Genomic DNA, 26,727 nt, shown 5'->3' with positions numbered 1-26,727 from the left:
AAGCGGCGACCGGCCGGGTAGTTCCCCCGCTGTGCCTACCTCCCGAAAAACTGCCTTCTTTACGGCTTCCGGTCAATTCCTATTTTAGCGCTGGTCTCTTTTTGAGACTTATAACCGCACCCGCCCACCGGCAATTTTCAAGGAACTTCCATGACCGAAACCCTCCTCGTCACCGGCGCTTCCGGCCACCTCGGCCGCGCCGTCGTCAACCACTTGCTCGACGCACAGAAGATCGCGCCGGCCAGCATTGTCGCCACCACGCGCAATCCCGAAAATCTCGCCGATCTGGCGGCTTTGGGCGTCACCGTCAGGGCGGCCGATTTCGACGACCAGGCCTCGCTGGAAAAGGCGTTCAAGGGCGCCGACCGGGTGCTGATCATCTCGACCGGGGAACTCGACCTGAAGAGCGACCGGCGCCTCAAGCAGCATCAGGCGGCGGTGGCCGCCGCCAAGGCGGTCGGCGTCTCGCACCTGCTCTACACCTCGATGCCGAATCCGGAGCCCGGCTCGCCGGTGCTGTTTGCCGGCGACCATTACGGCACAGAAGAGGCGATCAAGGCGAGCGGCATTCCCTACACCATCTTTCGCAACGGCTGGTATCAGGAGAACCTGTTCATGGCGCTGCCGCACGCCATTGCATCGGGCAAGTGGTACACCTCGGCCGCCGATGGGCGCATCGCGCACGGCGCGCGCGACGACATGGCCGCCGCGATCGCCGCGAGCCTCGCTTCCCGCTCGACGGAGAGCCGCATCTACACGCTGACCGGTCCGCATGCCTACACGACGGACGAAATCGCCGCCCTGGTAACCGAAGTCACCGGCAAGCCGCTGGAGGTCATCCAATTGCCTGACCAGGCACTGACCGAGGGCGTCAAGGCAGCCGGCCTTCCCGAGGATTTTGCTCGCATCGTCGTCTCCTTCGACGTCAACACGCGCTCCGGCCGTATCGGCATGGTGACCGACGCGATCGAGACGTTGTCGGGTCGCAAGCCGCGGACGCTGAAGCAGTTCCTCGAAGCGAACAAAGCCGCTCTGCTCGGCTGAAACCGACGCGCCCGGCGGCTGTTCCACCGGGCGCGCTATTTCGACTTTTTGAGCAATCCGAGCCGCATCAGGCTTTCGCCGGTCGCAGCAAGCGCCTCCTCGCGCGGTCGCGGCGCCCAGCCGAGCATGCGCATGGCCTTGGCGCCGGTTGCGTTCCGGGCCTTGCCCAGTTCCGTCACGATCTGCGCCGCTTGCCCGTCGAACAGCCCGACGATCCGGACAAGCCAGTCCGGCAGCACGCGCGTCGTGATGCGCGACGCCCTATCGCCCAGCCGGGCTTTCAGCGCCTGCGCGATTTCCAGGATGGTCATGAAATCGCCGCTGACGGCCAGGAACCGCTCGCCCTTGGCGGCCGGATTGGCCATGGCGCGCAGATGCAGGTCCGCCACGTCGCGCGCGTCGACCACGCCGAACACCATGCGCGGCAGCCCCGGCATCTCGCCGTCCATCAGCCGCCTGATGAAATCCGTCGAGGTCGAATGATCCGGGCCGAGCACAGGTCCAAAGATCCCGACCGGATTGACGACTGCCAGTTCCAAGGCTCCGCCTTCGTGGCCAACGAAGTCCCACGCGGCCCGCTCGGCAAGCGTCTTCGACTTCACATAGGCGCTCACGTCTTTCGACAGGTTGCTCCAGTTCTCTTCGGTGAACGGACGTCCCGGAACGGGCGTCTGGCCATAGCCAATGGCGGCGAAGGACGAGGTCAGCACGACCCGTTCGACGCCCGCATCGCGTGCGGCTCGCAGCACGCGCAGTGCCCCTTCGCGCGCAGGAACGATCAGCTCGTCTTCGTGTTTCGGCACGCCGGGCGGGAACGGCGAAGCGACATGAAGGACGTAGCGGCATCCGGCGACTGCTTCCCGCCAGCCGGCATCGGCCATGAGATCGGCATGGGCGAAGGAGAGCGCATCGCCCGGCCCGGCGCCGCCGACCTTCAGCATGGCCAGAACATCGGCTTCGCGTTTGGCGGAGCGTACGGTCGTGCGTACGCGGTAGCCCGCCTTCAGAAGCGCGAGGATGCAGTGAGCGCCGAGGAAGCCGGACCCGCCGGTGACGAGCACCAATTCGCCGCTCATGCCCGCCTCCCGCTTCCCTCTACATAATGCAGCTGGTCAGATGGCGACCTGCGTGCCGATCTCGACGACGCGCCCCGTGGGGATTTGGAAATACTCAGTCGCATCCGCCGCCGTTTTCGCAAGCCCGATGAACAGCCGGTCCTGCCAGACCGGCATGCCGGAATTGGGCGAGGCCTTCAGCGAGCGCCGCGACAGGAAGAAGGACGTCGTCATGATGTCGAACTTCCAGCCCTGCTTGCGGCAGATCGCCAGCGCGCGCGGGATGTTCGGCTGCTCCATGTAGCCGAAGATCAGCGTCACTCGCATGAACAGCTCGTTGACAGTCTCCATCTTCACCCTCTCGCTGTCCGGCACCACCGGCTGCGGCGCCGTCACCACCGAGAGGATGACGTTCTGTTCGTGCAGCACCTTGTAGTGCTTGAGACTGTGCATCAGCGCCGTCGGTGCGCTCAGCGGATCGCTGGTCAGGAAAACGGCCGTGCCCGACACCAGCTGTGGTTTTTTCTTGAGAAGGTTTGCCGCCAGGAAGTCGAGCGGGATCTCGTTGCGGCGGGTCTTGTCGAAGAGGTAACGGCTGCCGCGTACCCAGGTCCACATGCCGAGGATGATGGCGAAAGCCACCGCCAGAGAAGACCAGCCGCCCTCGAAGACCTTGACGATATTGGAGGCGAAGAAACCGATATCGATGAGCGCGAATGCCGCCGTCAGCGCGACGGCCGGCCAGATGTTCCACTTCCAGATGCGCGTCATGACGACGAAAAGCAGCGTCGTCGTAACCAGCATGTTGCCCGTGACCGAGATGCCGTAGGCCGAGGCCAGTCTGCTCGAAGCGCCGAAGCCGACCACCAGCAGCATCACCACAAGCGCCAGCAGCATGTTCACGCGCGGCATGTAGACCTGGCCGGACTGTTTTTCCGACGTGTGCAGGATCTCGAGCCGCGGCAGCATGTTGAGCTGCACCGCCTGCCGGGTCAGCGAATACGCGCCGGAGATCACTGCCTGGCTGGCGATGACCGTCGCCGCTGTCGCCAGCACCACCATGGGGATGAGAGCCCAGCCCTCGTTCATCTCGAAGAACGGATGGCCGACCGTGCCGCCCTGGGCGAGCACGTAGGCTCCCTGTCCGGCGTAGTTCAGCAACAGACAGGGGAAGACAATCGCCAGCCACGCCAGCACGATCGGCTTGCGGCCGAAATGGCCAAGGTCGGCATAGAGCGCCTCGGCGCCCGTAACCGCCAGGAACACCGCGCCGATAGTGACGAAGGAAACGTCGGGCGAATTGATCAGGAACGCGACGATGTAATGCGGGCTGATCGCCCACAGGATCTCGGGGTCGTCGATGATGTGATTAAGGCCGGAAAGGCCGATGGCCAGGAACCATATCGCGGTGACCGGACCGAATACGAGGCCGACGCCACCCGTGCCGAACCGTTGCACGGCAAACAGGATGGCGAGGACGAGCAAGGTCAGCGGCACCACGTAAGGCTGGAAGGCTGGCGTCACGACCTCCATACCTTCGACCGCCGAAAGCACCGAGATGGCGGGCGTGATCACCGCATCGCCGAAGAACAGCGAGGCGCCTATGATGCCGATGCCGAGGATGATTGCCGAGCGCGTCGGGAAGCTACCGCGCGCCAGCGCCATCAGCGAGAGCACGCCGCCCTCGCCGCGGTTGTCGGCGCGCAACACGAACATGATGTATTTTACGGTGACCGTGATGGTGAGCGACCAGATGATCAGCGACAGCACGCCGAGAATATCGGCCCGGTTGGCGACGTCGCCGCCGGACGAAGCGTGCAAAGCCTCGCGGAACGCGTAGATCGGGCTGGTTCCGATATCGCCATAGACCACGCCCAGCGCGCCCAGCATCAGCACCTTGGTGCTGTGCTGCTCTATTTCCGGAAGCCCGGTCTGATCGACGGGTTCTGTCTCAGCACCATTCGCAAGGGCCATGGACGACGCTCCGATAAAATGCGCGGTGCTCTACGCTTGCTGCAGCGCAATATCAAGTGCCCTGGCGTAAGGGCTCCCATGTCGCCGGTGCAGGGCTCGGCCTGCACCGGTCCATTCAAATGTATCGCGCAAAGTGCCGGCTTGAAGGGTCAAATCGCGACCTGTGTGCCGATTTCGACCACGCGCCCCGTGGGGATCTGGAAGTACTCCGTCGCGTCCGCCGCGGTGCGCGCGAGGCCGATGAACAGCCGGTCCTGCCAGACCGGCATGCCTGAATTGGGAGAGGCCTTCAGCGAGCGCCGCGACAGGAAGAAGGACGTCGTCATGATGTCGAACTTCCAGCCCTGCTTGCGGCAGATCGCCAAAGCGCGCGGGATGTTCGGCTGCTCCATGTAACCGAAGGTCAGCGACACGCGCATGAACAGCTCGTTGACCGTCTCCAGCTTCACGCGCTCGCTGTCGGACACCACCGGCTGCGGCGCCGTCACCACCGACAGGATGACGTTCTTTTCGTGCAGCACCTTGTAGTGCTTGAGACTGTGCATCAGTGCAGTCGGCGCGCTCAGCGGATCGCTGGTCAGGAACACCGCGGTGCCGGATACCAGCTGCGGTTTCTTTTTCAGCAAATTGCCCGCCAGGAAGTCGAGCGGGATCTCGTTGCGGCGGGTCTTGTCGAAGAGATAACGGCTGCCGCGGATCCAGGTCCACATGATCAGCCCCATGATCGAGGCCACCGTGATCGACACCCAGCCGCCCTCGACGATCTTGACGACATTGGCCGAGAAGAAGCCGAGGTCGATGACGCCGAAGAGCAGCGCCAGCGCGACGGCAACAGCCAGCTGCCACTTCCAGAGCCAACGCATGACGACAAACAGCAGCACTGTCGTCATCAGCATCTCGCCGGTCACCGAAATGCCGTAGGCGGCGGCCAGCGCGCTCGAGCTGCCGAAGCCGACGACCAGAAGCATCACGCCGAGCGCGACCAGCAAATTGACCCTGGGCATATAGATCTGGCCGCTCTGCATCTCGGATGTGTGCTGCACCTCGATGCGGGGCAAAAGACTGAGCTGCACCGCCTGCCTCGTCAGCGAGAAGGCGCCGGAGATCACCGCCTGGCTGGCGATGACCGTCGCGGCCGTTGCCAGTGCGACCATCGGCATCAGCGCCCATTCGGGCAGCATCTGGAAGAATGGATTCGTCGGCTTGCCGCCATGGGAGAGCACGAAGGCACCCTGCCCGAAATAGTTCAGCAGCAGGCAAGGGAAGACCACCGAGAACCATGCCAGCACGATCGGCTTGCGGCCGAAATGACCAAGGTCGACATAGAGCGCCTCGGCGCCGGTGACCGCCAGGAACACCGCGCCGACGGTGACGAAGGCGCCCGTCGGCGTCGTGGCCAGATAGTAGACCGCGTAATAGGGGTTGATCGCCAGCAGCACGGACCAGTCGTCGACGATATGATAGAGGCCGGCAACGCCGATCGCCACGAACCATGTCGCCGTGATGGGTCCAAACACTGCCGCCACCTTGCCCGTGCCGAAACGCTGCACGGCGAAAAGCACCGCCAGGATCACAAGCGTGATCGGAACCACATAGGCATCGAGCGCCGGCGTGACGACTTCCAGGCCTTCAACCGCCGAAAGCACGGAGATTGCGGGCGTGATGATCGAATCGCCGAAGAACAGGGCCGCACCGCAAAGACCGATCGCCAGGATGAGGCCGGATCCCTGCGGATAGGCGCTGCGCGCCAGCGCCATCAGCGACAGCGTGCCGCCCTCGCCCTTGTTGTCGGCCCTCAGCACGAAGGCGACATATTTGATCGTGACGATGATGGTGAGCGCCCAGACGATCAGCGACAGCACGCCAAGCACGTCATGGCGAGCAACCGAACTCGACGAAGCGTGCAGCGCCTCACGGAAGGCATAGATCGGGCTCGTGCCGATATCGCCGTAGACGACGCCGAGCGCGCCAAGCATGAGAACCTTGGTGTTGTGCTGGCGCTCGGCTTCGGCATGACCCGAACGTTCGAGGGATTCTGTTTCGCTGGCGTTGGCTAGCACCATGAACCCCATTTCATCGAATTCGCCACGCTCCCGCGCCGCCGCAAAGCACGGGGCTCACCAGATAGCCTGGGAGCCGCCGCAAGGCGCCCTTACCACCCGCAGGCCTTCAAGAACCGTCCCACCGTGCCGGCCATGCCATACTCCAGCGCATCCGCTGTCAACCCATGTCCGATCGATACTTCGGCCAATGCCGGGATGCGCTTGGCCAAGGCCGGCAGGTTGGCCACGGTCAGATCGTGGCCGGCATTGACCTCGAGCCCCGCCGCGAGTGCCGCATCCGCGGTTTTTCCCAGCCTTTCCAATTCCTTGGCCGCCTTGGCTGAATCGGAATGGTAACCGCCATAGGGCCCGGTATAGAGTTCGATCCGGTCGGCGCCGGTATCGCGCGCGGCATTCACGCCGGCCGGATCGGCGTCGGAAAATAGCGACACCCGGAAACCGCCCTTCTTCAGCCGCTTGACGATCGGTGTCAGGAACGCCGTCTGCGCGACGAAGTTCCAGCCGTGATCCGACGTCGCCTGCGCCGGGTCGTCGGGCACCAGCGTCACCTGCTCCGGCTGGTTCTTCTCGACCAGCGCCAGGAAATCCTCGGTCGGATAGCCTTCGATGTTGAATTCCGCCTTGGGGAACTCATCGTCGATCAGCGCCCTGATCTCAGGCAGGTCGGAATGTCTGGTATGCCGCTCGTCGGGACGCGGATGGACCGTCAGCCCATGCGCGCCGGCGGCAAGCGCGATGCGCCCGAGCCCCGTAACGCTCGGCCACGGCAGGTCGCGGCGGTTGCGCAGCATGGCGACGGCGTTGAGGTTGACCGAAAGTTTTGCGGGCATGAATTGGCATCCAGCTTGGTTTTGGCGCGCATCTATAGCGCCTTTGCAGGGAACAGATAGAGGGTTTCCGGTGTTCCAGAGGACCGGATCGTGGCCAACACAAGGATTTGCCTGTGAAATTCCTGGAAGCCGTGCCGGCGATACGCCGCCTCGATACTAACCGCGACGCGCTTTTCGCCATCGACGTCGTCGGCGATGTCTCGCCGGCCGATGCGGAAAACCTGTTCGGCCTGCTGGAGGCCGCCTACGCGCTGCATCCGAGGATCGACGTGCTGGTCAGGCTGACCGACGAGGAAAGCGTGGACTGGGCTAATATTGCACAAGACACGCTCAAGCAGGGCGTGGCGGGCGCGATGGAACATGTCGTGCGCTGCGCGGCCATCGGCGAGCCGGATTGGGCCTCTCTCGTCGCCGGCGTCTTCCCGAAAACGCTGCCTTTCGAATTCAGACGCTTCGATGTCGACGACGAGGAAGCCGCCTGGCAGTGGCTTGGCGCAAGGCCGACCTGATGGCCAAAAACGTCAGCGAACGACCGTCAGCCGCTCGGCGGCGCGGGTGATTGCCGTGTAGAGCCAGCGCTGCCGGGTCTCCTTGAAGGCCCAACTCTCGTCGAACAGAACCACGTCGTTCCACTGCGAGCCCTGCGCCTTGTGCACGGTCAGCGCGTAACCGTAGTCGAAATCATCGAAGCGCTTCTTCTGCTGCCATGGGATCTCGGCATCCGGATCCTCGAACGCCGCCTTCAAGAGCTTGATCTTGGCGACGCCGCGGTCGGGATCGTCCTCTTCGGGCGAGACCAGGAGGTTGATGCCCGGCTTCACCGTCTCGCGCGACGAGGTCATCACCTTCCACAGCGAGCCGTTCAGCAGCCCCTTGGCCGGGTCGTTGCGCAGGCAGACCAGCTTGTCACCGGCCTGCGGGAAGTCGGCGTTGAACCCCTTCAGCTCGCGCAGCCTTTGATTATAGCGCCGGCGGGTGCGGTTGGTGCCGACCAGCACCTGGTCGGCCTTGAGCACCAGCTCCTGATTGACTGCTTCCCTGCCGATCACTTGCGCCGTGCCATAGTCCCCATGCATGAATTCCCGCCCCTCGCGCACGTCGAGCGCCAGCCGGATGATCGGGTTGTCGCGCGCCTGTCGGTGGATTTCGGTCAAGAGCACATCAGGCTCATGCTCGGTGAAGAAGCCGCCGCCGGAGATCGGCGGCAGCTGGGCGGGATCGCCAAGCACCAGGATCGGCGTCCCGAAACTCTGCAGGTCGCGCCCGAGCTGCTCGTCGACCATCGAGCATTCGTCGATGACGACCAGCTTGGCGCGCGCGATCGGGCTCTGCCGGTTGAGCGCGAAGGTCGGCGACATCGAGGTCTTGCCGGTCACCTCGTCCTCGACCGATTCCTCGCCCTTTGGCCGGTAGATCAGCGAATGAATGGTGCGGGCGTTGATCGCGCCTTTCGAGCGCAGCACCTGAGCTGCCTTGCCGGTGAAGGCGGCGAACTGCACCTGCCCGTCGACATGCTCGGCGAAATAGCGCGCCAGCGTCGTCTTGCCGGTGCCGGCATAGCCAAACAGCCGGAAGACCTGCGGCCGGCCCTCTTTGAGCCAGCGCCCGACCGCCTTCAAAGCCTCGTCCTGTTGGGGAGAAAATTCCATCAGTGCGACAGACCGGATTCGCAAGCGAAAGACAAGATTGGCCGTTCCATCACCGGCGTCGCCGGCGGCGATCTCATTTGCTACGGCCCGGCACGCTATCAGGCGCCAACAAGAACGTAAAGGGAACAGAACTGCTATGTGCCAGGTCCGGGATCATTCTCCAGCAGGATCGGCTTGCCGTGCGGGGTCGCATGCGCAGCACGTTCCCAGGCGGCTGCGAGTTCATCGACATCGCCCTTGCGGGCGACACCCTTCCTGGACAAAAGCTTCTCCAGCGCCGCCAGCCAACACTCATAGTAATCGTGCCCGTCCGCTGCGGCGCCCGGCTTCTTGACCTCGGCGGATAAAGCTTCCGCCCACTCGCTCCACGAAAACAATCCCTTGCCGTGCAGCGCCACCGTCATGGCGAAGGCTTCCGCCTGCCATGGTTCGGCGAAGACCGGCTCGTCGAAACCCGCCGGCAATACGCCCTCAGGCCGGCTCAAGATAGCTCTCCCAGGCATCGATCGAAACGCTGAGCGTCGGATCGGCGCCCTCGCCCCAGATCTCCGCGCCGTCGAAAACCACGGTGTAGACCCATTGCGGGTTCTCGCCCTTGCCATGCGCGTTGCTGTCGGGAAAGACAAAGCCGTCACGCACAGCCTCGATCGTCCCGTTCCTGCCGCGCGCGTAGCGCGGTAGGCGTGTGTGGCCGGTGGGATTGAAGTTCTTGGTCCGCACGCGATCTCCGGCCTTGAATAGCGCCGGCGTGGCGACCGGCCGGTCGCACGGCCCGCCTTTGGCGAGCACCGCCGGCACGTCCGCCCCCTTCAGCACGCGCTTGGGCGTCGCGGCCGGATCGACCGCCTTGCCGGCCGAAAGGTCGCGCTCGGTGACGAACCCGTGGCGCTTCAAGAGCACTTCCAGCGCCTTGATCCAGATCTGATAGTAGCTGGATGCATAATAGTCGGCTGGATGCAGCGATTCCCGTGCGTGCCGGCTCTCGTCGATGTTCCAGGCGCCCATGGCGCCGGCGGTCAGCGTCACGCCGAGTGCGCGCTTCTCCCATTCGGCATGGAAATAGGGCTCGTCCTTTTCGGGCGCCACCGGCCCGAAACCCATCTGCCCGCCGAGATCCTGCGGCCCGTTCATGCCGGCTGCCTCTCTATTCCGGCTTTTTTGGCCAGCGCCGTGCCGATCATCGCATCGCGGCTGACCAGCCCGGCAAGCTGTTCCTCGCTCCAGCCGTCGGTGCCCTCAGGCCGCATCGGCACCACCAGATAGCGAAGCTCGGCCGTTGAATCCCAGACGCGGATCTTCTTGGTCCTCGGCAGCGTCAGCCCGAATTCTTCCAGCACGCCGCGCGGATCGATTACCGCCCTCGAGCGGTAAGGCGGCGCCTTGTACCAGACCGGCGGCAGGCCGAGCACCGACCACGGGTAGCAGGAGCAGAGCGTGCAGACGACGAGATTGTGCGTGTCCTCGGTGTTGAACACAGCCTGCATGTGCTCGCCTTGGCGCCCGGTATAGGAGAGCGATTCGATCGCCGCCGTCGCGTCGCGCTTCAGCCATTCGGCATAAGCCGGATCGCTCCAGGCCTTCGCCACCACCCGCGCGCCATTGCGCGGGCCGATCTTGGTCTCATAGGTATCGACGATGACGTCGATGGCCGCCGGATCGATCAGGCCTTTCTGCGTGAGGATCGTCTCCAGCGCGCGCACGCGCGCTGCGAACGGATCGAGCTCGTTGTCGTGATCATGATCATGGGACATGACGCCAGACTAGAAGCGCCGGCGCAGCGTCGCAAGCACGACGCCTTGGGCCAGAAAACAGCGGCCTACTCGGCCGCCACCTTCTTCGGCTCTGCCTCGCGGTCGAACAGCGAGGGTTGCTCGCCGCCTTCCACCACATGCAGTGCCGGCCGGCTCTTCTTCGACGAGAAGCTGAGCAGCCAGCCGGAGAAGTTCTCGAAGTAGACGTAGATCACCGGCGTGACGAACAGCGTGAGCGCCTGCGAGGCGAGCAGGCCGCCGACCACGGCGACGCCGAGCGGCTGGCGCAGTTCGGCGCTGGCGCCGGTCCCGAGCGCGATCGGGAACGTGCCCATCAACGCCGCCAGCGTCGTCATCATGATCGGCCGGAAACGCATCAGGCAGGCCTTGTGGATGGACTCCTTGGCCGACATGCCCTGACGCCTGAGCTCCAGCGCGACGTCGACCATCATGATGCCGTTCTTCTTGACGATGCCGATCAGCATCAGGATGCCGATCACCGCGATGACCGACAGATCCATGCCGGCGAGACTGAGCGCGACCACCGCCCCAAGCACCGCCGACGGCAGACCGGTGAGGATGGTGAGCGGATGGATGAAGCTCTCATAGAGCATGCCGAGGACGATGTAGATCGTCAGGATCGCGCCGCCGATCAAAAGGCCCTGGTTGGCGAGCGAGTCCTGGAAGGTCTTGGCCGTACCGGCGAAGCTGGTCGAGATCACCTTCGGCATGCCGATCTGCTCTTTCAGCTGGTCGATGCGGGTCACCGTGTCGCCGAGCGAAACGCCCTGCGGCAGGTTGTAGGAGATCGTCACCGCCGGCAGCTGGCCGAGCTGGTTGACGGTCAAGGCGCCTGCCGTGCGATCGACATGGGCGAAGGCGCCGAGCGGCACCAGGCTGCCGCTCGCTGTCCTGACCTCGATGGCCAGCATCCGCTCCGGCGACCACTCGATATTGGGATCGAGCTCGGTGATGACCTGATAGCTGTCGGCCGAACCGAAGATCGTCGAGACCTGGTCGGTGCCGAACCCGCCATAGAGGGCCGAGCGCAGCGTGCTGGTGTCGATACCGAGCTGGGCGGCCTTGTCGCGGTCGACCACCAGCGACGCCTGCAGGGCATTGTTCTGCAGATCGCTTGTGACGTCGGTAAAGGTCGTGTGGTCCGCCGCCATCGCGTCATTCAGCTTCTGCGCCCAGATATCGGTTTGGCCGGTATCCAAGCCCTGGACCACGAGTTGGTAGGCGCTGGCGGATGAGCGCGAGCCGAGCCGCAGATTCTGCACCGGCTGCATATAGGTCTCGATCCCCGCAACGCCGGCCAGCTGTCGTCTCAGATCCGCAAGCACCTTCTCGATATTGGGACGCTGATCCTTGCCCTTGAGCTGGACGAAGAGTTGCCCCTGGTTGAGCGCATTGTTGCCGCTCCCCGCCGACCACGCGACATGGTCGACATAGGGCGAGTGCGAGAAGACGCTGGCCACTTGTCCCTGCAGCTTCGCCATGGCGTCGAACGAGATGTCCTGGCGCGCGATGGTGGTCACCGAGATCTGGCCGATGTCCTCCTGCGGGAAGAAGCCCTTCGGCGAGGCCTGGATTAGCCACACCGATGCAGCCGCCGTTCCAACGAAGACCAGGAACACCAGGAAGGTGTGGCGCAGGCAGAAGCTCAGCAGCCAGTCATATCCACGGGTCACGATGTCATGTCTGCGGCCATCGCCCTGCGCCTCGCGATCGGCTTTCGTGACGGACAGCAGCCGCGAGCACAGCATCGGCGTCAGCGTCAGCGACACGAACATCGACGCCAGGATGGCGACCGTCACCACGACCGCGAATTCGTTGAAGATGCGGCCGATCACGCCGCCCATCAAAAGCACGGGAATGAACACCGCCACCAGCGAGATCGAGATCGATATGATGGTGAAGCCGATTTCGCGGGCGCCCTTCAGCGAGGCGTCGAATGCCGACAGCCCATCCTCCTCCATATGGCGGAAGATGTTCTCCAGCATGACGATGGCGTCGTCGACGACCAGGCCGACCGCGAGCGTGAGGCCCATCAGCGAGATGTTGTCGATCGAGAAGCCGAACAGGAACATCGCGCCAAGGGTGGCGATCAGCGAGATCGGCACCGCCACCGCCGGGATGACCGTCGCGGTTATCCTGCGCAGGAACACGAAGATCACCATCACCACCAGGGCGATGGTCAAGAGCAGCGTGAACTGCACGTCGTCGACGGCCTGGCGGATCGAGGTCGAGCGGTCGTTGAGCAGCTTGATGCTGGCCGCCGCCGGCATCTGGTCCTGGAAGGAGGGCAGCATCGCCTTGACCTTGTCGACGACGTCGACGGTGTTGGCGTCCGGCTGGCGCTGCACGGCCATGATGATGGCACGTGTGCCGTCGTACCAGCTTGCGGTCGTCGTGGTCTGCACCGAATCGACGACGCGGGTCACCTCGCCCAGCCGCACCGGGCGGCCGTTCTTGGTGGCGATGATCAGGTTGGAGAACCCGGCGGCGTTGACGAGCTGGGTGTTGGCGGTAATGGTGAGCTGCTGCTTGTCGTTCTGCAGCACGCCAAGCGGCGTGTTGCTGTTGGCCGACGCGATCGCCGCCTGCAGCTGATCGATCGAGATGCCGCGCGCGGCGAGCGCTGTCGGATCGATCTGGATGCGCACCGCATATTTCTGCTGGCCGAAGATCGAGACCTGTGCCACGCCGTCGATGGTCGACAGCGACGGCGAGATGACGTTTTCGGCGAAGGCGTCGAGATCGGTGAGCGGAACCGTGTCGCTGACCAGCGACATCAAAAGGATCGGCGCATCGGCGGGGTTGACCTTCCGATAGCTCGGCGGCGAGGTCATCTCCGGCGGCAGTTGCCGCTGCGTGCGCGCTATCGCCGCCTGGACGTCGGCCGCGGCAGCATCGATATCGCGGTTGAGCACGAACTGGATGGCGATCGAAGTCTGGCCGAGCGAGTTGGTGGTCGAGATCGAATCGATGCCGGCAATGGTGGCGAACTGCTTGATCAGCGGCGTCGCCACCGACGTCGCCATCGTCTCCGGCGAAGCGCCGGGCAGGCTGGCAGAGACGTTGACCACCGGAAATTCGGCGCTCGGCAGCGCCGCGACCGGCAGGAACTTGTAGGCAAAGATTCCGCCCAGCACGAGGGCGAGCGACATCAGCAATGTGGCGACGGGTCTGCGTATGCAGAATTCGGAAATCATGGGCGCGCCTCGCCAGCCTTGTCGGCACCACTCGCCTTGTCCGCTTCAGCGACCTTAGGGGCGGACCGATCGGCGCCGCTGGTGGCGGGCTTGCCTTCGTGCACGGCGGCGCCGTCCTTCAGCCTGGTCTGGCCTTCGACGACGACCTTCTCGCCGCTCTTCAGCCCCTGGCTGATGGCGCTGTTCTCGCCTTCCGTCAGCGCCACCTGCACCGGCCGCATCTCCACGGTGTTGTCAGGCTTGACGACGTAGACAAACGGACCCTTCTGGCTGGGCTGCACCGCGACCGTCGGCACGGAGGTCATTTGCGGCATCGTGCCGGCGTCGAGCACGACGTTCACATACTGGCCCGGCCAAAGCGAAAGGTCGGCGTTCGGTATGCTCGCGCGCGTGGCAATGGTGCCGGAGGCGGTATCGACGCTGGAATCGACGAAGTCGAGCGTGCCCTTGCCGATCGGCGTCGGATCGCCGTCCTTGGTAAGCGTCACGTCCCCTTGCTGCGGGTTCGCCAGTTCCTTGTGCAGCAAGGCGAGGTTGCTTTCCGGCAAGGTGAAATTCACCTGCAGCGGGTCCATCTGCGTGATGGTGACAAGCGGCGTCGAGCTGCTCAAGTTGCCGTTGCTGGTGGTGACGAGGTCGCCGACGGAGACGTTGACCGCTCCCAGCCTGCCCGAGATGGGCGCGGCGATGGTCGCGTAGCTCAACTGGACCGTATCGGCGTCGATCGTCGCCTTGTCGGCATCGATGGTGGCGGCCGCGGCCTTTTGCGCCGCCAGCGCCTGGTCGTAGGTCTGCTGCGTGCCTGCCTGCCGGGCGACAAGATCCTTGGCGCGCTGCAGGTCGGCCTGGGCGCTCACCAGCAGCGCCTGGTCCTTCACGAGCATCGCCTGGTCCTTGGCGAGTTGGGCTTTCAGCGCGCGATCGTCGAGCGAGAAGAGGAGATCGCCGGCCTTGACCATTTGTCCGTCCTTCACCGCGATAGACACGATCTGGCTGGAGACGCGGGCGTTCACACTGACCACCGACGGCGACGAAACGAAGCCGATGGCGTAGCGGCGGATCGGAAAATCGGCGGTCGTCGCGGCTGCCGAGACGATGGAGGCCGACCGCGGGCCACCACCGCCGCCGCCCTTCGGATTGTCCGAAGCCTTCGCCGTCTTGTCCGCAGTAGCCGTGCCGGCCTGCTGGCCCGAGATCAGCTGCTGGACCTTGCCCAGCGTTGCCGGCGAGAAGTAGAGGCCGGCGCCTGCGAGGCAGGCCAGCGCAACGACTGCAAGAGCGATTTTTCCGCGCATCGACACCATGCCTCTACCAGACACGCCGAACCCGGTGGTCTCATTTTAGCTCGATTCACGGCGCTTTGCCGCGATTTTCGCCGAATAGATAGGACAAGCCTTTGGCGGAAAAGGGCCAAAGCGCGGCATTACGAAGATTTAATGTGCACTGCACAATCGCTGTGCAGCCGGCCATCGTGCCGTGGCGGGCCCTCTAATCGGTCCGAAATAAGCTCAGCGCAACATCGGCCAAAGCGTCGCCGCGAGCAGCAAACCCATGGCGATGTTGAACCATTTCAGCCGCACGGGATCCGACAGGAAGCCGCGCAGCGCGGTGCCGAATCCGGCCCACACGGAGACGCTTGGCAGGTTGACGATGGTGAAGGCAATCGAGACCAGCGCCACCGAGACGAACGGATGGACCGGATTGGTGTAGACGGCCATGGCGGTTATCGCCATCACCCATGCCTTGGGATTGACCCATTGGAACGCCGCAGCGTCGATGAAGCGCATCGGCCGCGCCTCCGCGCCTTTTCTATCGCTCATCGAGCGTGACATGGCGATCTTCCAGGCAAGGTAGAGCAGGTAGGCGGCGCCCGCGATTTTCAACGCCGTGTGCAGCGCCGAAACCGCCGTTAGCACCGCGCCGAGCCCGAAACCGACGGCCAGCAGCAGAACCAGGAAGCCAATGCTGATGCCCAGCATATGCGGAACCGTCCTGGCGATGCCGAAATTGACCCCAGACGTCAGCAGCATGAGGTTGTTCGGCCCGGGCGTGATCGAGGTCACGAAGGCATAGACCAAGAGAGCAAGGAATGCGTCGAGCGACATTGTATCCTCCCAGATACGTCAGTCATATTGTCCTTATCTGGTGGACGCACAAAAGCCACCGGCAGGCGATTTCCGGGCCAGAGAAGATTGGAGCGGTATGGGCCGTGCCGCCGACTACATGCCCTGCGGGCCGCGGTTCATCGCCGCCACCCCGGTGCGGCAGATCTCGACCAGGCCGAGCGGCTTCATGATGGCGATGAACTGATCGAGCTTGGAACCCTTGCCGGTGATCTCGAAGATGAAATGCTCGGTGTTGGCGTCGATGACAGACGCGCGGAACGCGTCTGCCAGCCTGAGCGCTTCGACCCGGCTGTCGCCAGTCCCGGCGACCTTGACCAGCGCCAGCTCGCGCTCCAGCGGCCGCTCCTGGCCAAGCTCGTGCGAGCGCACGGTGAGATCGACCACGCGGTGCACCGGCACGATTCGCTCGAGCTGATGCTTGATCTGCTCCAGCACATGCGGCGTGCCGCGCGTCACGATGGTGATGCGCGACAGGTGCTTCTCGTGCTCCGTCTCGGAGACGGTCAGGCTCTCGATGTTGTAGCCGCGCCCCGAGAAAAGGCCGATGACGCGGGCAAGCACGCCCGGCTCGTTGTCGACCAGCACGGACAGCGTGTGGTTCTCTGGCTTTTCCGTTTCCTTGGCGATGAAATAGGCGGAGCCGGTCGGCTGGAGCTGTGCGTTCATGACGTGAATCTCGACTTCAAACTGTTGGATCTAATTCTCTGTTTCCACACGGCTTCCCGCCGCAAGCCCGGCTCGCGGCTACACCAGTTCCCTGCCCTTGGCGTCGATGGCGTTGGCCACCGCCTCGTCGGTCGCCTCGTCGGGCAGGAGCATCTCATTATGTGCCTTGCCGGACGGGATCATCGGGAAGCAGTTGGCCAAGGTCGCCACGCGGCAGTCGAACAGCACCGGCTTCTTCACCGAGATCATCTCCCGGATCGCGTCGTCCAGCTCGTCCGGCTTGTCGCAGCGTATGCCGTGGCCGCCATAGGCTTCCGCCAGCTTGACGAAATCCGGCATCGCCTCGGTGTAGGAATGCGACAGCCGGTTGCCGTGCAGCAGCTGCTGCCACTGGCGCACCATGCCCATATACTGGTTGTTGAGGATGAAGATCTTGATCGGCGCCTCATATTGCACAGCCGAGCTCATCTCCTGCATCGTCATCTGCACCGATGCGTCGCCGGCGATGTCGATGACGAGCGCATCCGGGTGCGCGATCTGCACGCCGAGCGCCGCCGGCAGGCCATAGCCCATCGTGCCCAGCCCGCCGGATGTCATCCAACGGTTCGGTTTGTCGAAATGATAGTGCTGCGCCGCCCACATCTGGTGCTGGCCGACCTCGGTGGTGATGTAGGTGTCCATATCCTTGGTCAGCGCATAGAGCCGCTGGATGGCGTATTGCGGCATGATCACGTCGTTGTTCATCTTGTAGGCGAGCGAATCCCGCGCGCGCCATTTCGCGATCTGCTCCCACCAGGGATAGAGCGCCTTCTTGTCGGCCTTGGCGGTCGCCCGCCACAGCCGCACCAGGTCTTCCAGCACGCGGCCGACATCGCCGAGGATCGGCACGTCCGTATGGACGTTCTTGTTGATCGACGACGGATCGATGTCGATGTGGATCTTCTTCGAGTTCGGCGAAAAGGCGTTCAACCGGCCGGTGATGCGATCGTCGAAACGGGCGCCGATGCAGATCATCACGTCGCAGTCATGCATGGCCATGTTGGCTTCGTAGGTGCCGTGCATGCCGAGCATGCCGACCCAGTTCTTGCCCGAAGCCGGATAGGCGCCGAGCCCCATCAGCGTCGAGGTGATAGGGAAGCCGGTGAGGTCGACCAGCTCGCGCAGCAGATGGCTGGCTTCCGGGCCGGAATTGATGACGCCGCCGCCCGAATAGATGATCGGCTTCCTGGCGCCGGCCATCAGCTCGACCGCTGCCTTGACCTTTTCCAGATCGCCCTGGACCTTTGGCTGGTAGCTGGTGCGCGGTGCCGTCTGCGGCGGCACGTAGATGCCCTTGGCGAACTGAACGTCCTTCGGAATGTCGACCACGACCGGGCCGGGCCGCCCGGTGGTTGCGACATGGAAGGCTTCATGGATCGTGGCGGCGAGATCGTTGACGTCCTTCACCAGCCAGTTGTGCTTGGTGCAGGGCCGCGTGATGCCGACCGTATCGCATTCCTGGAAGGCGTCGGAGCCGATCAGCGAGGTCGGCACCTGGCCGGTGAGACACACCAGGGGAATGGAATCCATCAGCGCGTCCTGCAGCGGCGTCACCGCATTGGTGGCGCCGGGGCCGGATGTGACCAAAAGCACGCCGGCCTTGCCGGTCGAGCGCGCATAGCCTTCGGCGGCATGGCCGGCGCCCTGCTCGTGTCTGACCAGAATGTGCTCGACCTCGTCTTGTTGAAAAATTTCATCGTAGATCGGGAGAACGGCGCCGCCCGGATAGCCGAAGACATGCTTGACGCCGTTGTCCTTCAGCGCCTGCACCACCATTTCGGCGCCCGTCATTTCGCGCCGCTCGTTCTGTCCATTGCTCATCGGTCTGGTCCCGTACTGTTCGCCGCATGGCGATTTGCTGGTCGTTTAGTTGGATTTTGGGCAATAAAAAAGGCCCCCGAGGGAGCCTGTGGGATGCGCATGGGAGGTTTTCGCCCGGCGGTTACACCGCCTTGCCCACGCGCCAGCCTACGAGAATGAGTGCTGTTTTCATGGCCGCGGACAATAAGGGCCAAAGCGCGGGCTCGTCAATGGGGTGCCGCGCGAATTCGCGTCCAGAGAGATCGGCACCGTCGCGCGCTACCATAGTACAGTTGAGCGCGTATCTCCGAGGCACCACTATGCGGCCGCAAAGGACGTTGCCTGCGAGGAGGACGCATGGCTGGCGAACCTCGTCGCGACGGCCAGCTTCGACGCCGTTTGGATCCTGCCGGAACCCAACTGAAAATCCTGATCGACCCCATTCTGATCGGACTCTAGCAAGTGGAGGAGAAGACATGCTCGAGAGGACACCCACCACCAAGGCGCAGGCGCTGCTCGACAAGTTCGGCAAGGCGCTGGAAGCCGGCGACATCGATACCGCCGTCAATTGTTTCCAGGCTGACTGCTACTGGCGCGACCTCGTGGCCTTCACCTGGAACTTGAAGACCATGGAGGGCCGCGACCAAATCCGCGACATGCTGCAGGCGACGCTCAGCAACACCAAGCCGACCGGCTGGACGGTGGCCGAGGGCGAAGAAGCGACAGAGGACGGCGGCATCATCACCGCCTGGATCACTTTCGAGACCAGCGTGGCGCGCGGCTTTGGCCTCGTGCGGTTCAAGGGCGAGATGATCTGGACGCTGCTGACCACCATTGCCGAACTAAAGGGTCACGAAGAGAAAGCCGGCTTCACCCGCCCGCTCGGCGCCAAGCACGGCCACGGCAAGGGCCGCAAGACATGGCGCGAGGAGCGTGACGACGAGATCGCCGAACTCGGCCATAGCCGGCAGCCTTATGTCGTCATAGTCGGTGGCGGCCAAGGCGGAATTGCTCTCGCCGCAAGGCTGAAACAGCTCGGCGTGCCGACCATCATCGTCGAGAAGAACGAGCGTCCAGGCGACTCCTGGCGCAAGCGCTACAAGTCGCTCTGCCTGCACGATCCGGTCTGGTACGATCACCTGCCCTATATCGATTTTCCGAAGAACTGGCCGATCTTCTCGCCGAAGGACAAGATCGGCGACTGGCTGGAGATGTACACCAGGGTGATGGAGCTGAGCTATTGGAGCTCCACCACCGCGAAATCCGCCACATATGACGAGAAGGCCAAGGAATGGACCGTTGTCGTCGAACGCGACGGCAAGGAGATCGTGCTGAAGCCGAAGCAGCTGGTGCTCGCGACCGGCATGTCCGGCAAGGCGAACTGGCCGAAATACAAGGGCCAGGACGTCTTCAAGGGCGAGCAGCAGCACTCCTCGACCCATCCCGGCCCGGACAAATATGCCGGCAACAAGGTCGTCGTCATCGGCTCCAACAACTCCGCCCACGACATCTGCGCGGCGCTGTGGGAAGCAGGCGCGGACGTGACCATGGTGCAGCGCTCGTCCACCCATATCGTCAAGTCCGACACCCTGATGGATATCGGCCTCGGCGCCCTCTATTCCGAGCAGGCGGTCGAGAACGGCATGACGACGCGAAAAGCGGACATGATCTTCGCTTCGCTCCCCTACCGCATCCTGCACGAGTTCCAGATCCCGCTTTACCAGCAGATGAAGGAGCGCGACGCGAAGTTCTACGAGGATCTGGAAAAGGCCGGCTTCATGCTCGATTGGGGCGACGACGGCTCGGGCCTGTTCATGAAGTATCTGCGCCGCGGTTCCGGCTATTACATCGATGTCGGCGCCTGCGATCTTGTCATCGACGGCTCGATCAAGCTGAAGAGCGGCCCGGGCGCTGCGGTGCAGGAACTTACCGAAACCGGCGTCAAATTCGTCGACGGCACCGAACTGCCGGCCGATCTGGTGATCTATGCCACCGGCTACGGCTCGATGAACGGCTGGGCCGCGGACCTCATCTCGCAGGAAGTGGCGGACAAGGTGGGCAAGGTCTGGGGTCTCGGCTCCAACACCACCAAGGATCCCGGCCCGTGGGAAGGCGAGCAGCGCAACATGTGGAAGCCGACGCAGCAGGAAGCGCTGTGGTTCCACGGCGGCAACCTGCACCAGTCCCGCCACTACTCGCAGTATCTGTCGCTGCAGCTGAAGGCCAGGCAAGTCGGCTTGCCGACGCCCGTCTATGGGCTGCAGGAGGTGCACCATAAGGGCTAGTCATCAAAGGACCCGCGCGGCCTCTCCGCCGCGCGGGTCTTTTGTTTCAGGCCCTGAGCGCCACGCCCCTCGCCTTGGCCCAACGCTCGACGACCTTGCGCTCCTCCGGCAGGGCCAGACGATTGCCGAAACCGCGCACCTGGACCGCACGGTTCTGGGGATCGAGCTCGATCGTCAACAGCCGCTCGATCTTGCCCAGCGCCGTGCGCCGCAGCACCCAGATCGAGGCGTTGCCGGCGATGCACTTGGCCGCGTACATCGACACGCAATGATGCATTGCACGGCTCTCGGCGACCAGATCCTCGGCCGTCTTCAGCTGCCGGACGAAGAAGCGCTCGCCGCGCACCTTCGCCTCTTTCGCCGATGGCTGCCATTCCCAGTCTTCGAGGCGCGAGCCGTCCCAGGCGCCGCGCTCGGGCTGCGTTCCGGCGCCTCGCTGGGTGCGTCCGGCGGCGCGGCGGCGCATGGCCTCGATGCGTTCGATCGCGGCGATGTCGCGGTGCCAGTCCACCATCTGCCGGCGTAGCGAGGCAAGCGTGCGCCCCTTCAGGCTGTAGGCCGCATCACGCTGATGCATGGCGCCGATGTAATCGCAAAGATCGTCGATCTCCTCCTTCGAGGCGGGATGTCCGCAGAAGAAGCGCGCCACCTCGCGCCAGAAGGCCAGTTCGTGGCGCGGCGTGCGCGCGATCTTGGTCCGCGCAAGCCGGACCGCCAATCCCTGGTCATCTGTGTAGGACCGGGCGATCGCCAGCCAGAACGCTTCGGCGAAACCAAAATCGCCAGACACGTTGAGGAAGCAATGCACCTCCTTGCGCGACAGCCATGCGTTGGCGCCCGCCTTGTAGAGCGAGTCGCCGCGCGCCACCGTCACATACCAGGCCTTGCGGAGCGCAATCTCGTTGGCGTCCAGCCCCGTGCTCTCCAACCAGACGCTCTCGAGCGCGGCCGAAACCGGATAACGCGCATAGAGATAGCGTGCCGCGGCCAGCCGTAGTCGCGCGCGGTCGCGCGTCTTCAGCTTCGGGCGCCACAGCGCGCCGTCTCGGATCGCCATGCCGGCAAGACCCGAGCGTGCGTCGTCCAGCGCCCGTTCGAAATCCGGAACGGGACGCGCGGCGGCGAAAACCTGCCGCAGCCTTGCATCATAAGCTTCAATGCGTTCGCGCTCGGCGTCCTGCCTGCGCTGGATCATGGACTTGGCCATGGCCGTTCTTCCCTGTTGGAACCCTGTCGGCCGCGCGCTTTTCCAGCGTCGGCACGGACTGTGACGATCTGGATTGCGGGATCATTGACAGGTCTCCTTTCGGGGATAACGGGTTATGGATGGCGCGCCCTGTAGACGCGTCGCAAACTTGACGCAAGCGCCATTCTCTCAATGTTTACAATGGCCTGACGGAGTGTTGCAAAGCTGCATCTGAGGCTTTCGAGCAGCCGCCATCGTTCGCGGAAAGCGCTCGGCTCGCCGTCGTTTCGTTCCACGCGGCATCAACGCGTGGAGAGGATAATGCTCACCGCAGATCGCGGACGGCGCTCGCATCGTCGGGAAGTTGGCGACCCGCAGCGGGGTCAATCGGTCCGTACGCCGCGAAGGCGCAAAATGCGTGAACAAGATCTCATCTTCGCCTCCATAAAAAGCGTTGTCGGTTCCGGCACGGCCGTTGAAACGGCCTGGCCGCATGTCGGGCGCGGCTAATACATGCGTTCGAGCAGGACAGCAAGGCGCCGGTCGTGCTCGGTGTCGCCGGGCTTGAACAAGCCGTCTGCATCTCGCTGGCCAAGCCCGGCGCGGGAAGCAATCCGGACCAACGCGCGAGCACTTGCGCCAGGCAGGCGATCGCGGCAGTCGTCCGGCCGGTATGCACGCAGCGCGTTCTCGCCGTCGAAGCAAAAAGCACATGGCCGTCTCCTTCCGGTGATGCCTGGCTAAGCTGCCTTTTCGGCCGCGAACTTTCCCACCACCCGCTCCAGCAACGGCATATAGTCGCGAAAGGCCCGCGTCTTCATGTTGGCGACCTTGCCGCCTTCATCCCATATGCGCACCCGCACCGCTTCCTCATGGAACGGATTGCTACGGAACTGCGCCACTTCGTCAGCGCTCATCGGCCCGCCCTGCAGCGACAGCGTATGCACCGAGGCCGGCGAGAGCTTGCTGAAATAGGTCGGATCGGTGGTGCAGAGATAGCGCTTGGCCGCAACGTGCAGCCGCACGCATTCGACGATGACCGGCGGGAAGAACGGCGCCAGCACCTCGCCACCCGCCTCGTCATGATGCTTGTCCTCGACGTCGTCGGGCGAATAGGTGCCGAACTCGCTGGTATAGTGGCCGATGTCGTGCAGAAGTGCTGCCGCCACCAGCTCCTCCGGCGCGCCGTCCTGTTCGGCAAGCCAGGCGCCCTGCAGCATGTGCTCCGACATGGTGACCGGCTCGCCGAGGTAGGATTCCGCCCCGCGGCGCTCGAAGATATCGGCGATGAATTCGACGATGTTGCCGGTGTTCAGTTCCTGCGGGCTCATTCGGCCGCCTCCCTGAAATCGTGTTCGATCGCGGCAAGTGTCGACAGCAGGCCGTCCTTGTCGGCGTAGCAGCCCTGCAGCCAGCGCTTGCCGCTGCCGGAAAATGTCTTGCGTGCATGCATGACGCGGGTGTTGTCGACGATGAAGGACTGCCCCGCCTCGAGCTTGAAGGTCACCTCAAAGGCAGGATCCTCGATCAGCTCGGCGAACCGGCGATAGGCGGCGTAGTATGTGTCCATCTCGGCGAACGGCACATCGACCGTCGGCGCCAGCGAGCGGTTGTTGAAGCGGATGCAGATGAGTTCGCGATCGGGTCCGAGCTCGATCATCGGCCGCTTCGACTGCAGCCGAACGCCGGAAGAGCCGGCATATTCGAAGCGTGCCGGGTAGGAACTCAACAGCCGGAAGCCCTCGGGGTTTTCGGATTGCAATGCTGCCGCCACTGCAAATCCGTCGACGACACTGGATTCGCCACCTTCGACCGTATTCTCGATGCAGGCCAGGATCTGCAGCGTCGGCACCGGATCGCGGTAGGGATTGTCGGTATGCGCCTGCAGGCCGAGATTGGTGTAAGCGAGATTGTTCGGATTGACCTCGGCGCGCACCTCGAACCAGCGCCCGTAATTGGTCTCCCTGATGTAACCGAAGAGATCGGCCACCTTGCACAGCGCGCCGGACTCCGCCGGCAGCCCGTCCATCACGGCAAAACCATAGGTCCGCACCGCCGAAAGCCATTCGCGCAACACGCCACGGCCATGAAAGGCCGCCGCGTAGCTGGCGCGCGGCACCGAATTCTGCATCGTCGCCTTCGTCCACCGCTGAATGACATCACTCGTCCAGCCTGGCAGCTGAGGTTCTCCGCGATCATAGGCGTTGGCTCTCAGCCATTGCGCCGGGAAGCTGACGGTCTTGTCCTCGGGGACGAACCGGACTTCCAGCGCTTCGCCCTTGATGGAGGCCGCGCCGATCCGCGTTTCTGCCGGAATATCCAGAATGGTGATCAGCCGCTGGCCATTGCCGATGCTGCGCGTCTTGTCGTCCAGCGCATTGTCACGCAGCCACATGGCATGGAAACGGCGGCGCGTTCCCTCTTCCCAGCCAAGCTCGATCATTCGCCCGTCATCGGCCAGCGTTGCTCTGGTCAGCATATCCTGAACTCCCATCTTCGATCCCGCCACCGTAGGTGCCGGTTGCATGCTGGCGCCGCCAAAGGCATAACTCAAATTATCGTTTTGCGGCCAATGGCGCGGAAAATCTGATGGCTGAAAAAACTTTCGGCGCGATGCCTCCGCTCGACTGGCTGCGCAGTTTCGAGGCGGCAGCGCGCCTATCGAACTTCACCGCCGCGGCAACCGAGCTCGGGCTTACGCAAGCTGCCGTCAGCCAGCACATCCGCTTCCTGGAAGAGCGGCTCAAGACGCGATTGTTCGCGCGCCTGGCGCGAGGTGTGGCTCTCTCGCCGGAGGGCGCCGCCTATCTGCCGCACATCCAGTCGGCGTTCGCGATCATCGGCAACAGCACCAGCGAGCTGTTCGAGCCCCGCGCTGTGCAGACCGTCAGCATCCGCGTTCCCATCTCCTTCGCCCTTCTCGTGATCGTGCCGGCTCTTCCCGATCTGGCAAAGGCGCTGCCACGGGTCAGGCTCGATCTGGTGACCATCCATCGACCGGCCGACTACGACCAGCCGGGTTCGGCGCTCGATATACGCTTCGGCAACGGATCCTTCCCTGGCAGAGAGGCCGACCGGCTGACCGTCGAGCAGCTTGTTCCGGTCGCGGCTCCGCCATTGGCCGGTGACGATGATTGGACATCGTTGCCGCTGCTGCTGGTGGCCGGCGCACGCGAGATGTGGGCGGAATGGTTTGCCGCTTCCGGGCTTGCTGGACATTCCCGACGTTCGCACCGCTTCGACAGCTTCGTTGCCGCCATGGAAGCGGCGAAGGCCGGGGCCGGAGCGCTGCTGGGCTCGCGGCCACTGATCGACACCGCTCTCAAGGACAATTTACTCGTCAGGCTTTCGGATTTCGAGCTGTCGAGCCCATCGGGTCATTTCCTGACATGGCCGTCGTCATCACGGCTGTCCGCCGCCGAGCAGGATTTTCGACGCTGGCTTCTATCGCGCCTCGCCGGGATTTCAGGGTAGGACCTGGACTGCCGCGCCTATCCGCTTCCAGTAGATGAGCGTGCCGGTGAGCCCGCCATGCGGCTTGAGCGCATAGTCCGGAATCTCGCCGGTGAGCGTGAAGCCGAGTTTCTCGTAAAGGCCGGCAGCCCCTTCCTCGGCCGCGGTATCCAGCACCAGCAGGGTGCGCCCTTTCTCGACGGCCAATTTCTCGGCGGCCCGCATCAGCCGGGTCGCGATGCCTCTGCCGCGATGGTCGAGGCGGGTCATCAGCTTGGCGATCTCGGCGCGGTGCGGCTGGTTGGGCGGGCAGTCGAGAAGCAGCGTGACGGTGCCGACAAGCGTCTCGCCGTGCCATGCGCCCAGCACCGCCCGTTCTCCCCGCGCGGCGGCGGCCAGTGCTTTGCGCCAGAAACCATAGGCTGCGTCGGGCGACAGCGGATGCATGAAGCTCACCGATCCGCCGGCGGCGACCGTCTCGATCAGCAGGTCGGCCAGCATCCCGCTGGTTCGCGCGTCGTCGTCCAGCGCCCTGATTTCAAGGGTTTTCATGTCCATGCTCTCCAGGTGGATGAGGTGCCGGGCCGGGGTCATTCGAAATGACTGCTCGGCCTTCGGCGGCGGGCCCTGCGGATTTCCGCGATGCGCTCGGCATCGTCCTCGCTGAGGTGGCGCCCGCGCTCCAGGATCTCGAGCGTGTATTCCTCATAGGTGAGGCCAAGCCGCTCGGCCCTTTCCAGCCGCATCAGCATGATGGTCTGGCTCGGTGCCTTCCAGGCCTTGTCATGAGCGGCGCGCCAGGCGAGGAAGATGTAGGCGTCGCCCTTGCCCCAGGGTGGGCCTTGATAGTCGTCGATAGGCGGCCCGCCATTGTGCGAGCGTTTCGGCCGGCGCGCCATGCGATCAGCCCCTGACCAGCGCCACCAGATACTCGGCGGCTTCCGGTCCCGGGGCATGGAATGTGCAGTCCGACGGAGCGCCGAGCGCCAGGCAATCGCCGGGTTCCAGCCTATGCACGACATCGCCTTCGGTGAAGTCGAGGCGGCCGCCGATAAGCCATATCTGCTGCTTGATGAAGGCATAGGACGCTGCCGGGAAATCGACCTTCGCGCCTGCCGGCAAGCTGACCCGGATCAGTTCGAGCGGCATTTGCGTCGCCGGCGACAGGTGCCGCCTCACATAGCCCGTCGCCGGATCCTGCCAGACCGGCTGCTCATCCTTGCGGCAGACACCGCCACCCTGCATTTCGGCACGGGCGATCAATGTCGACAGCGTCATGCCGAAAGCCGACGCGATGCGCACCAGGAGCGCCGCGGTCGGACTTGTCATGCCGCGCTCCATCGCGCTCAGCATCGCCTTGGAGACAGCCGACCGCTCGGCCAGCTCCGCCAGCGACCATCCCCGCAAGTCCCGTTCCGAGCGTATCCGCCTGCCGATCGTGGATGTGATCTCATTCGATATATCAGCCATTCGTCCAATATATCGAAAATAGACAGTAGCGAAAGGTGCTATTCGATCGAATTTTCGCGACCGCCTTAACAGGCCCTACACCATCCGACCTCACCCGACTTTAACCCCGATTGGATAG

At 64.0% G+C, this 26,727-nt stretch carries 23 protein-coding genes; 4 read left to right on the top strand and 19 right to left on the bottom strand.

Annotation, left to right across the window (positions count from 1 at the left end; genetic code table 11):
- The first annotated feature begins 150 nt into the window (after nt 1-150).
- The gene (locus EJ067_RS28975) at nt 151-1,044 is read left to right on the top strand and encodes an SDR family oxidoreductase (RefSeq protein WP_126088565.1); all 894 of its coding nucleotides are present in this window, start codon (nt 151-153) and stop codon (nt 1,042-1,044) included.
- 35 nt (nt 1,045-1,079) lie between these two features.
- Here the strand turns inward: EJ067_RS28975 and EJ067_RS28970 are convergent, their stop codons facing one another.
- The 4 genes from EJ067_RS28970 to EJ067_RS28955 form a co-directional block, all read right to left on the bottom strand.
- Nucleotides 1,080-2,120: an aldehyde reductase gene (locus EJ067_RS28970; protein WP_126088564.1), complete on the bottom strand. Its 1,041-nt coding sequence runs from the start codon at nt 2,118-2,120 to the stop codon at nt 1,080-1,082.
- Between the two features lie 36 nt (nt 2,121-2,156).
- Entirely contained in the window at nt 2,157-4,073 is a 1,917-nt protein-coding gene (locus EJ067_RS28965; RefSeq protein ID WP_126088563.1) for a potassium transporter Kup, read from the bottom strand.
- A 149-nt stretch (nt 4,074-4,222) separates the two neighbouring features.
- Nucleotides 4,223-6,136 carry a potassium transporter Kup gene (locus EJ067_RS28960; RefSeq protein WP_126088562.1) on the bottom strand — a complete coding sequence of 638 codons (1,914 nt, stop codon included), beginning with the start codon at nt 6,134-6,136 and terminating at the stop codon, nt 4,223-4,225.
- Nucleotides 6,137-6,225: 89 nt separating this feature from the next.
- The gene (locus EJ067_RS28955; RefSeq protein ID WP_126088561.1) at nt 6,226-6,966 is read right to left on the bottom strand and encodes a pyridoxine 5'-phosphate synthase; all 741 of its coding nucleotides are present in this window, start codon (nt 6,964-6,966) and stop codon (nt 6,226-6,228) included.
- A gap of 113 nt (nt 6,967-7,079) precedes the next feature.
- Here EJ067_RS28955 and EJ067_RS28950 point away from each other — a divergent pair, with 113 nt between their 5' ends.
- Nucleotides 7,080-7,475, top strand: coding sequence for an STAS/SEC14 domain-containing protein (locus tag EJ067_RS28950; protein ID WP_126088560.1), 396 nt, complete (start codon nt 7,080-7,082; stop codon nt 7,473-7,475).
- A gap of 12 nt (nt 7,476-7,487) precedes the next feature.
- Here EJ067_RS28950 and EJ067_RS28945 read toward each other — a convergent pair whose 3' ends face one another.
- The 9 genes from EJ067_RS28945 to EJ067_RS28905 form a co-directional block, all read right to left on the bottom strand.
- Nucleotides 7,488-8,615 carry an ATP-dependent RecD-like DNA helicase gene (locus EJ067_RS28945; RefSeq protein WP_126088559.1) on the bottom strand — a complete coding sequence of 376 codons (1,128 nt, stop codon included), beginning with the start codon at nt 8,613-8,615 and terminating at the stop codon, nt 7,488-7,490.
- Between the two features lie 134 nt (nt 8,616-8,749).
- The gene (locus EJ067_RS28940) at nt 8,750-9,100 is read right to left on the bottom strand and encodes a nitrile hydratase accessory protein (RefSeq protein WP_126088558.1); all 351 of its coding nucleotides are present in this window, start codon (nt 9,098-9,100) and stop codon (nt 8,750-8,752) included.
- Nucleotides 9,087-9,746, bottom strand: coding sequence for a nitrile hydratase subunit beta (gene nthB, locus EJ067_RS28935; RefSeq protein WP_126088557.1), 660 nt, complete (start codon nt 9,744-9,746; stop codon nt 9,087-9,089). Before nthB ends, EJ067_RS28940 begins: the two co-directional genes overlap by 14 nt.
- The gene (gene nthA, locus EJ067_RS28930) at nt 9,743-10,366 is read right to left on the bottom strand and encodes a nitrile hydratase subunit alpha (RefSeq protein WP_126088556.1); all 624 of its coding nucleotides are present in this window, start codon (nt 10,364-10,366) and stop codon (nt 9,743-9,745) included. Before nthA ends, nthB begins: the two co-directional genes overlap by 4 nt.
- Nucleotides 10,367-10,431: 65 nt before the next feature.
- A complete protein-coding gene (locus EJ067_RS28925) occupies nt 10,432-13,584 on the bottom strand; it encodes an efflux RND transporter permease subunit (protein WP_126088555.1) in 3,153 nt (1,050 codons plus the stop codon).
- Entirely contained in the window at nt 13,581-14,879 is a 1,299-nt protein-coding gene (locus EJ067_RS28920) for an efflux RND transporter periplasmic adaptor subunit (protein ID WP_126088554.1), read from the bottom strand. Before EJ067_RS28920 ends, EJ067_RS28925 begins: the two co-directional genes overlap by 4 nt.
- Before the next feature lie 213 nt (nt 14,880-15,092).
- Entirely contained in the window at nt 15,093-15,689 is a 597-nt protein-coding gene (locus tag EJ067_RS28915) for a LysE family translocator (RefSeq protein ID WP_126088553.1), read from the bottom strand.
- 114 nt (nt 15,690-15,803) lie between these two features.
- Nucleotides 15,804-16,376 (bottom strand): acetolactate synthase small subunit, encoded by a 573-nt coding sequence (gene ilvN, locus EJ067_RS28910; RefSeq protein WP_006204962.1) that lies wholly within the window; start codon nt 16,374-16,376, stop codon nt 15,804-15,806.
- Nucleotides 16,377-16,454: 78 nt separating this feature from the next.
- On the bottom strand, nt 16,455-18,206 hold the full coding sequence (locus EJ067_RS28905; protein ID WP_245468354.1) for an acetolactate synthase 3 large subunit: 1,752 nt from the start codon (nt 18,204-18,206) through the stop codon (nt 16,455-16,457).
- Between the two features lie 485 nt (nt 18,207-18,691).
- Here EJ067_RS28905 and EJ067_RS28900 point away from each other — a divergent pair, with 485 nt between their 5' ends.
- Nucleotides 18,692-20,500, top strand: a complete 1,809-nt coding sequence (locus EJ067_RS28900; RefSeq protein WP_126088551.1) for an NAD(P)/FAD-dependent oxidoreductase — start codon at nt 18,692-18,694, stop codon at nt 20,498-20,500.
- A 46-nt stretch (nt 20,501-20,546) separates the two neighbouring features.
- Here EJ067_RS28900 and EJ067_RS28895 read toward each other — a convergent pair whose 3' ends face one another.
- From EJ067_RS28895 to EJ067_RS28885, 3 genes are all read right to left on the bottom strand, one after another.
- Nucleotides 20,547-21,707 (bottom strand): PcfJ domain-containing protein, encoded by a 1,161-nt coding sequence (locus EJ067_RS28895; protein WP_126088550.1) that lies wholly within the window; start codon nt 21,705-21,707, stop codon nt 20,547-20,549.
- A gap of 719 nt (nt 21,708-22,426) precedes the next feature.
- A complete protein-coding gene (locus EJ067_RS28890) occupies nt 22,427-23,017 on the bottom strand; it encodes an HD domain-containing protein (protein ID WP_126088549.1) in 591 nt (196 codons plus the stop codon).
- Complete coding sequence (locus EJ067_RS28885) at nt 23,014-24,165, bottom strand: gamma-butyrobetaine dioxygenase (RefSeq protein WP_126088548.1); 1,152 nt, start codon at nt 24,163-24,165, stop codon at nt 23,014-23,016. The genes EJ067_RS28890 and EJ067_RS28885 overlap by 4 nt, the downstream gene beginning before the upstream one ends.
- A gap of 110 nt (nt 24,166-24,275) precedes the next feature.
- Here EJ067_RS28885 and EJ067_RS28880 point away from each other — a divergent pair, with 110 nt between their 5' ends.
- Entirely contained in the window at nt 24,276-25,160 is an 885-nt protein-coding gene (locus EJ067_RS28880) for a LysR family transcriptional regulator (protein ID WP_189510157.1), read from the top strand.
- On the opposite strand, the gene EJ067_RS28875 is transcribed toward EJ067_RS28880, so the two are convergent.
- From EJ067_RS28875 to EJ067_RS28865, 3 genes are read right to left on the bottom strand one after another with little or no spacing between them, the layout of a single operon-like run.
- Nucleotides 25,152-25,691: a GNAT family N-acetyltransferase gene (locus EJ067_RS28875; protein ID WP_126088547.1), complete on the bottom strand. Its 540-nt coding sequence runs from the start codon at nt 25,689-25,691 to the stop codon at nt 25,152-25,154. The two genes, EJ067_RS28880 and EJ067_RS28875, sit on opposite strands and share 9 nt — an antisense overlap.
- A gap of 38 nt (nt 25,692-25,729) precedes the next feature.
- Nucleotides 25,730-26,038 (bottom strand): hypothetical protein, encoded by a 309-nt coding sequence (locus EJ067_RS28870; RefSeq protein WP_126088546.1) that lies wholly within the window; start codon nt 26,036-26,038, stop codon nt 25,730-25,732.
- Nucleotides 26,039-26,042: 4 nt separating this feature from the next.
- The gene (locus EJ067_RS28865) at nt 26,043-26,609 is read right to left on the bottom strand and encodes an XRE family transcriptional regulator (protein ID WP_126088545.1); all 567 of its coding nucleotides are present in this window, start codon (nt 26,607-26,609) and stop codon (nt 26,043-26,045) included.
- Between the last annotated feature and the right edge of the window lie 118 nt (nt 26,610-26,727).

The organism is Mesorhizobium sp. M1D.F.Ca.ET.043.01.1.1, from assembly GCF_003952385.1.
Taxonomy (GTDB): Bacteria; Pseudomonadota; Alphaproteobacteria; order Rhizobiales; family Rhizobiaceae; genus Mesorhizobium.
This window is presented reverse-complemented; position numbering and strand designations above follow the sequence as displayed.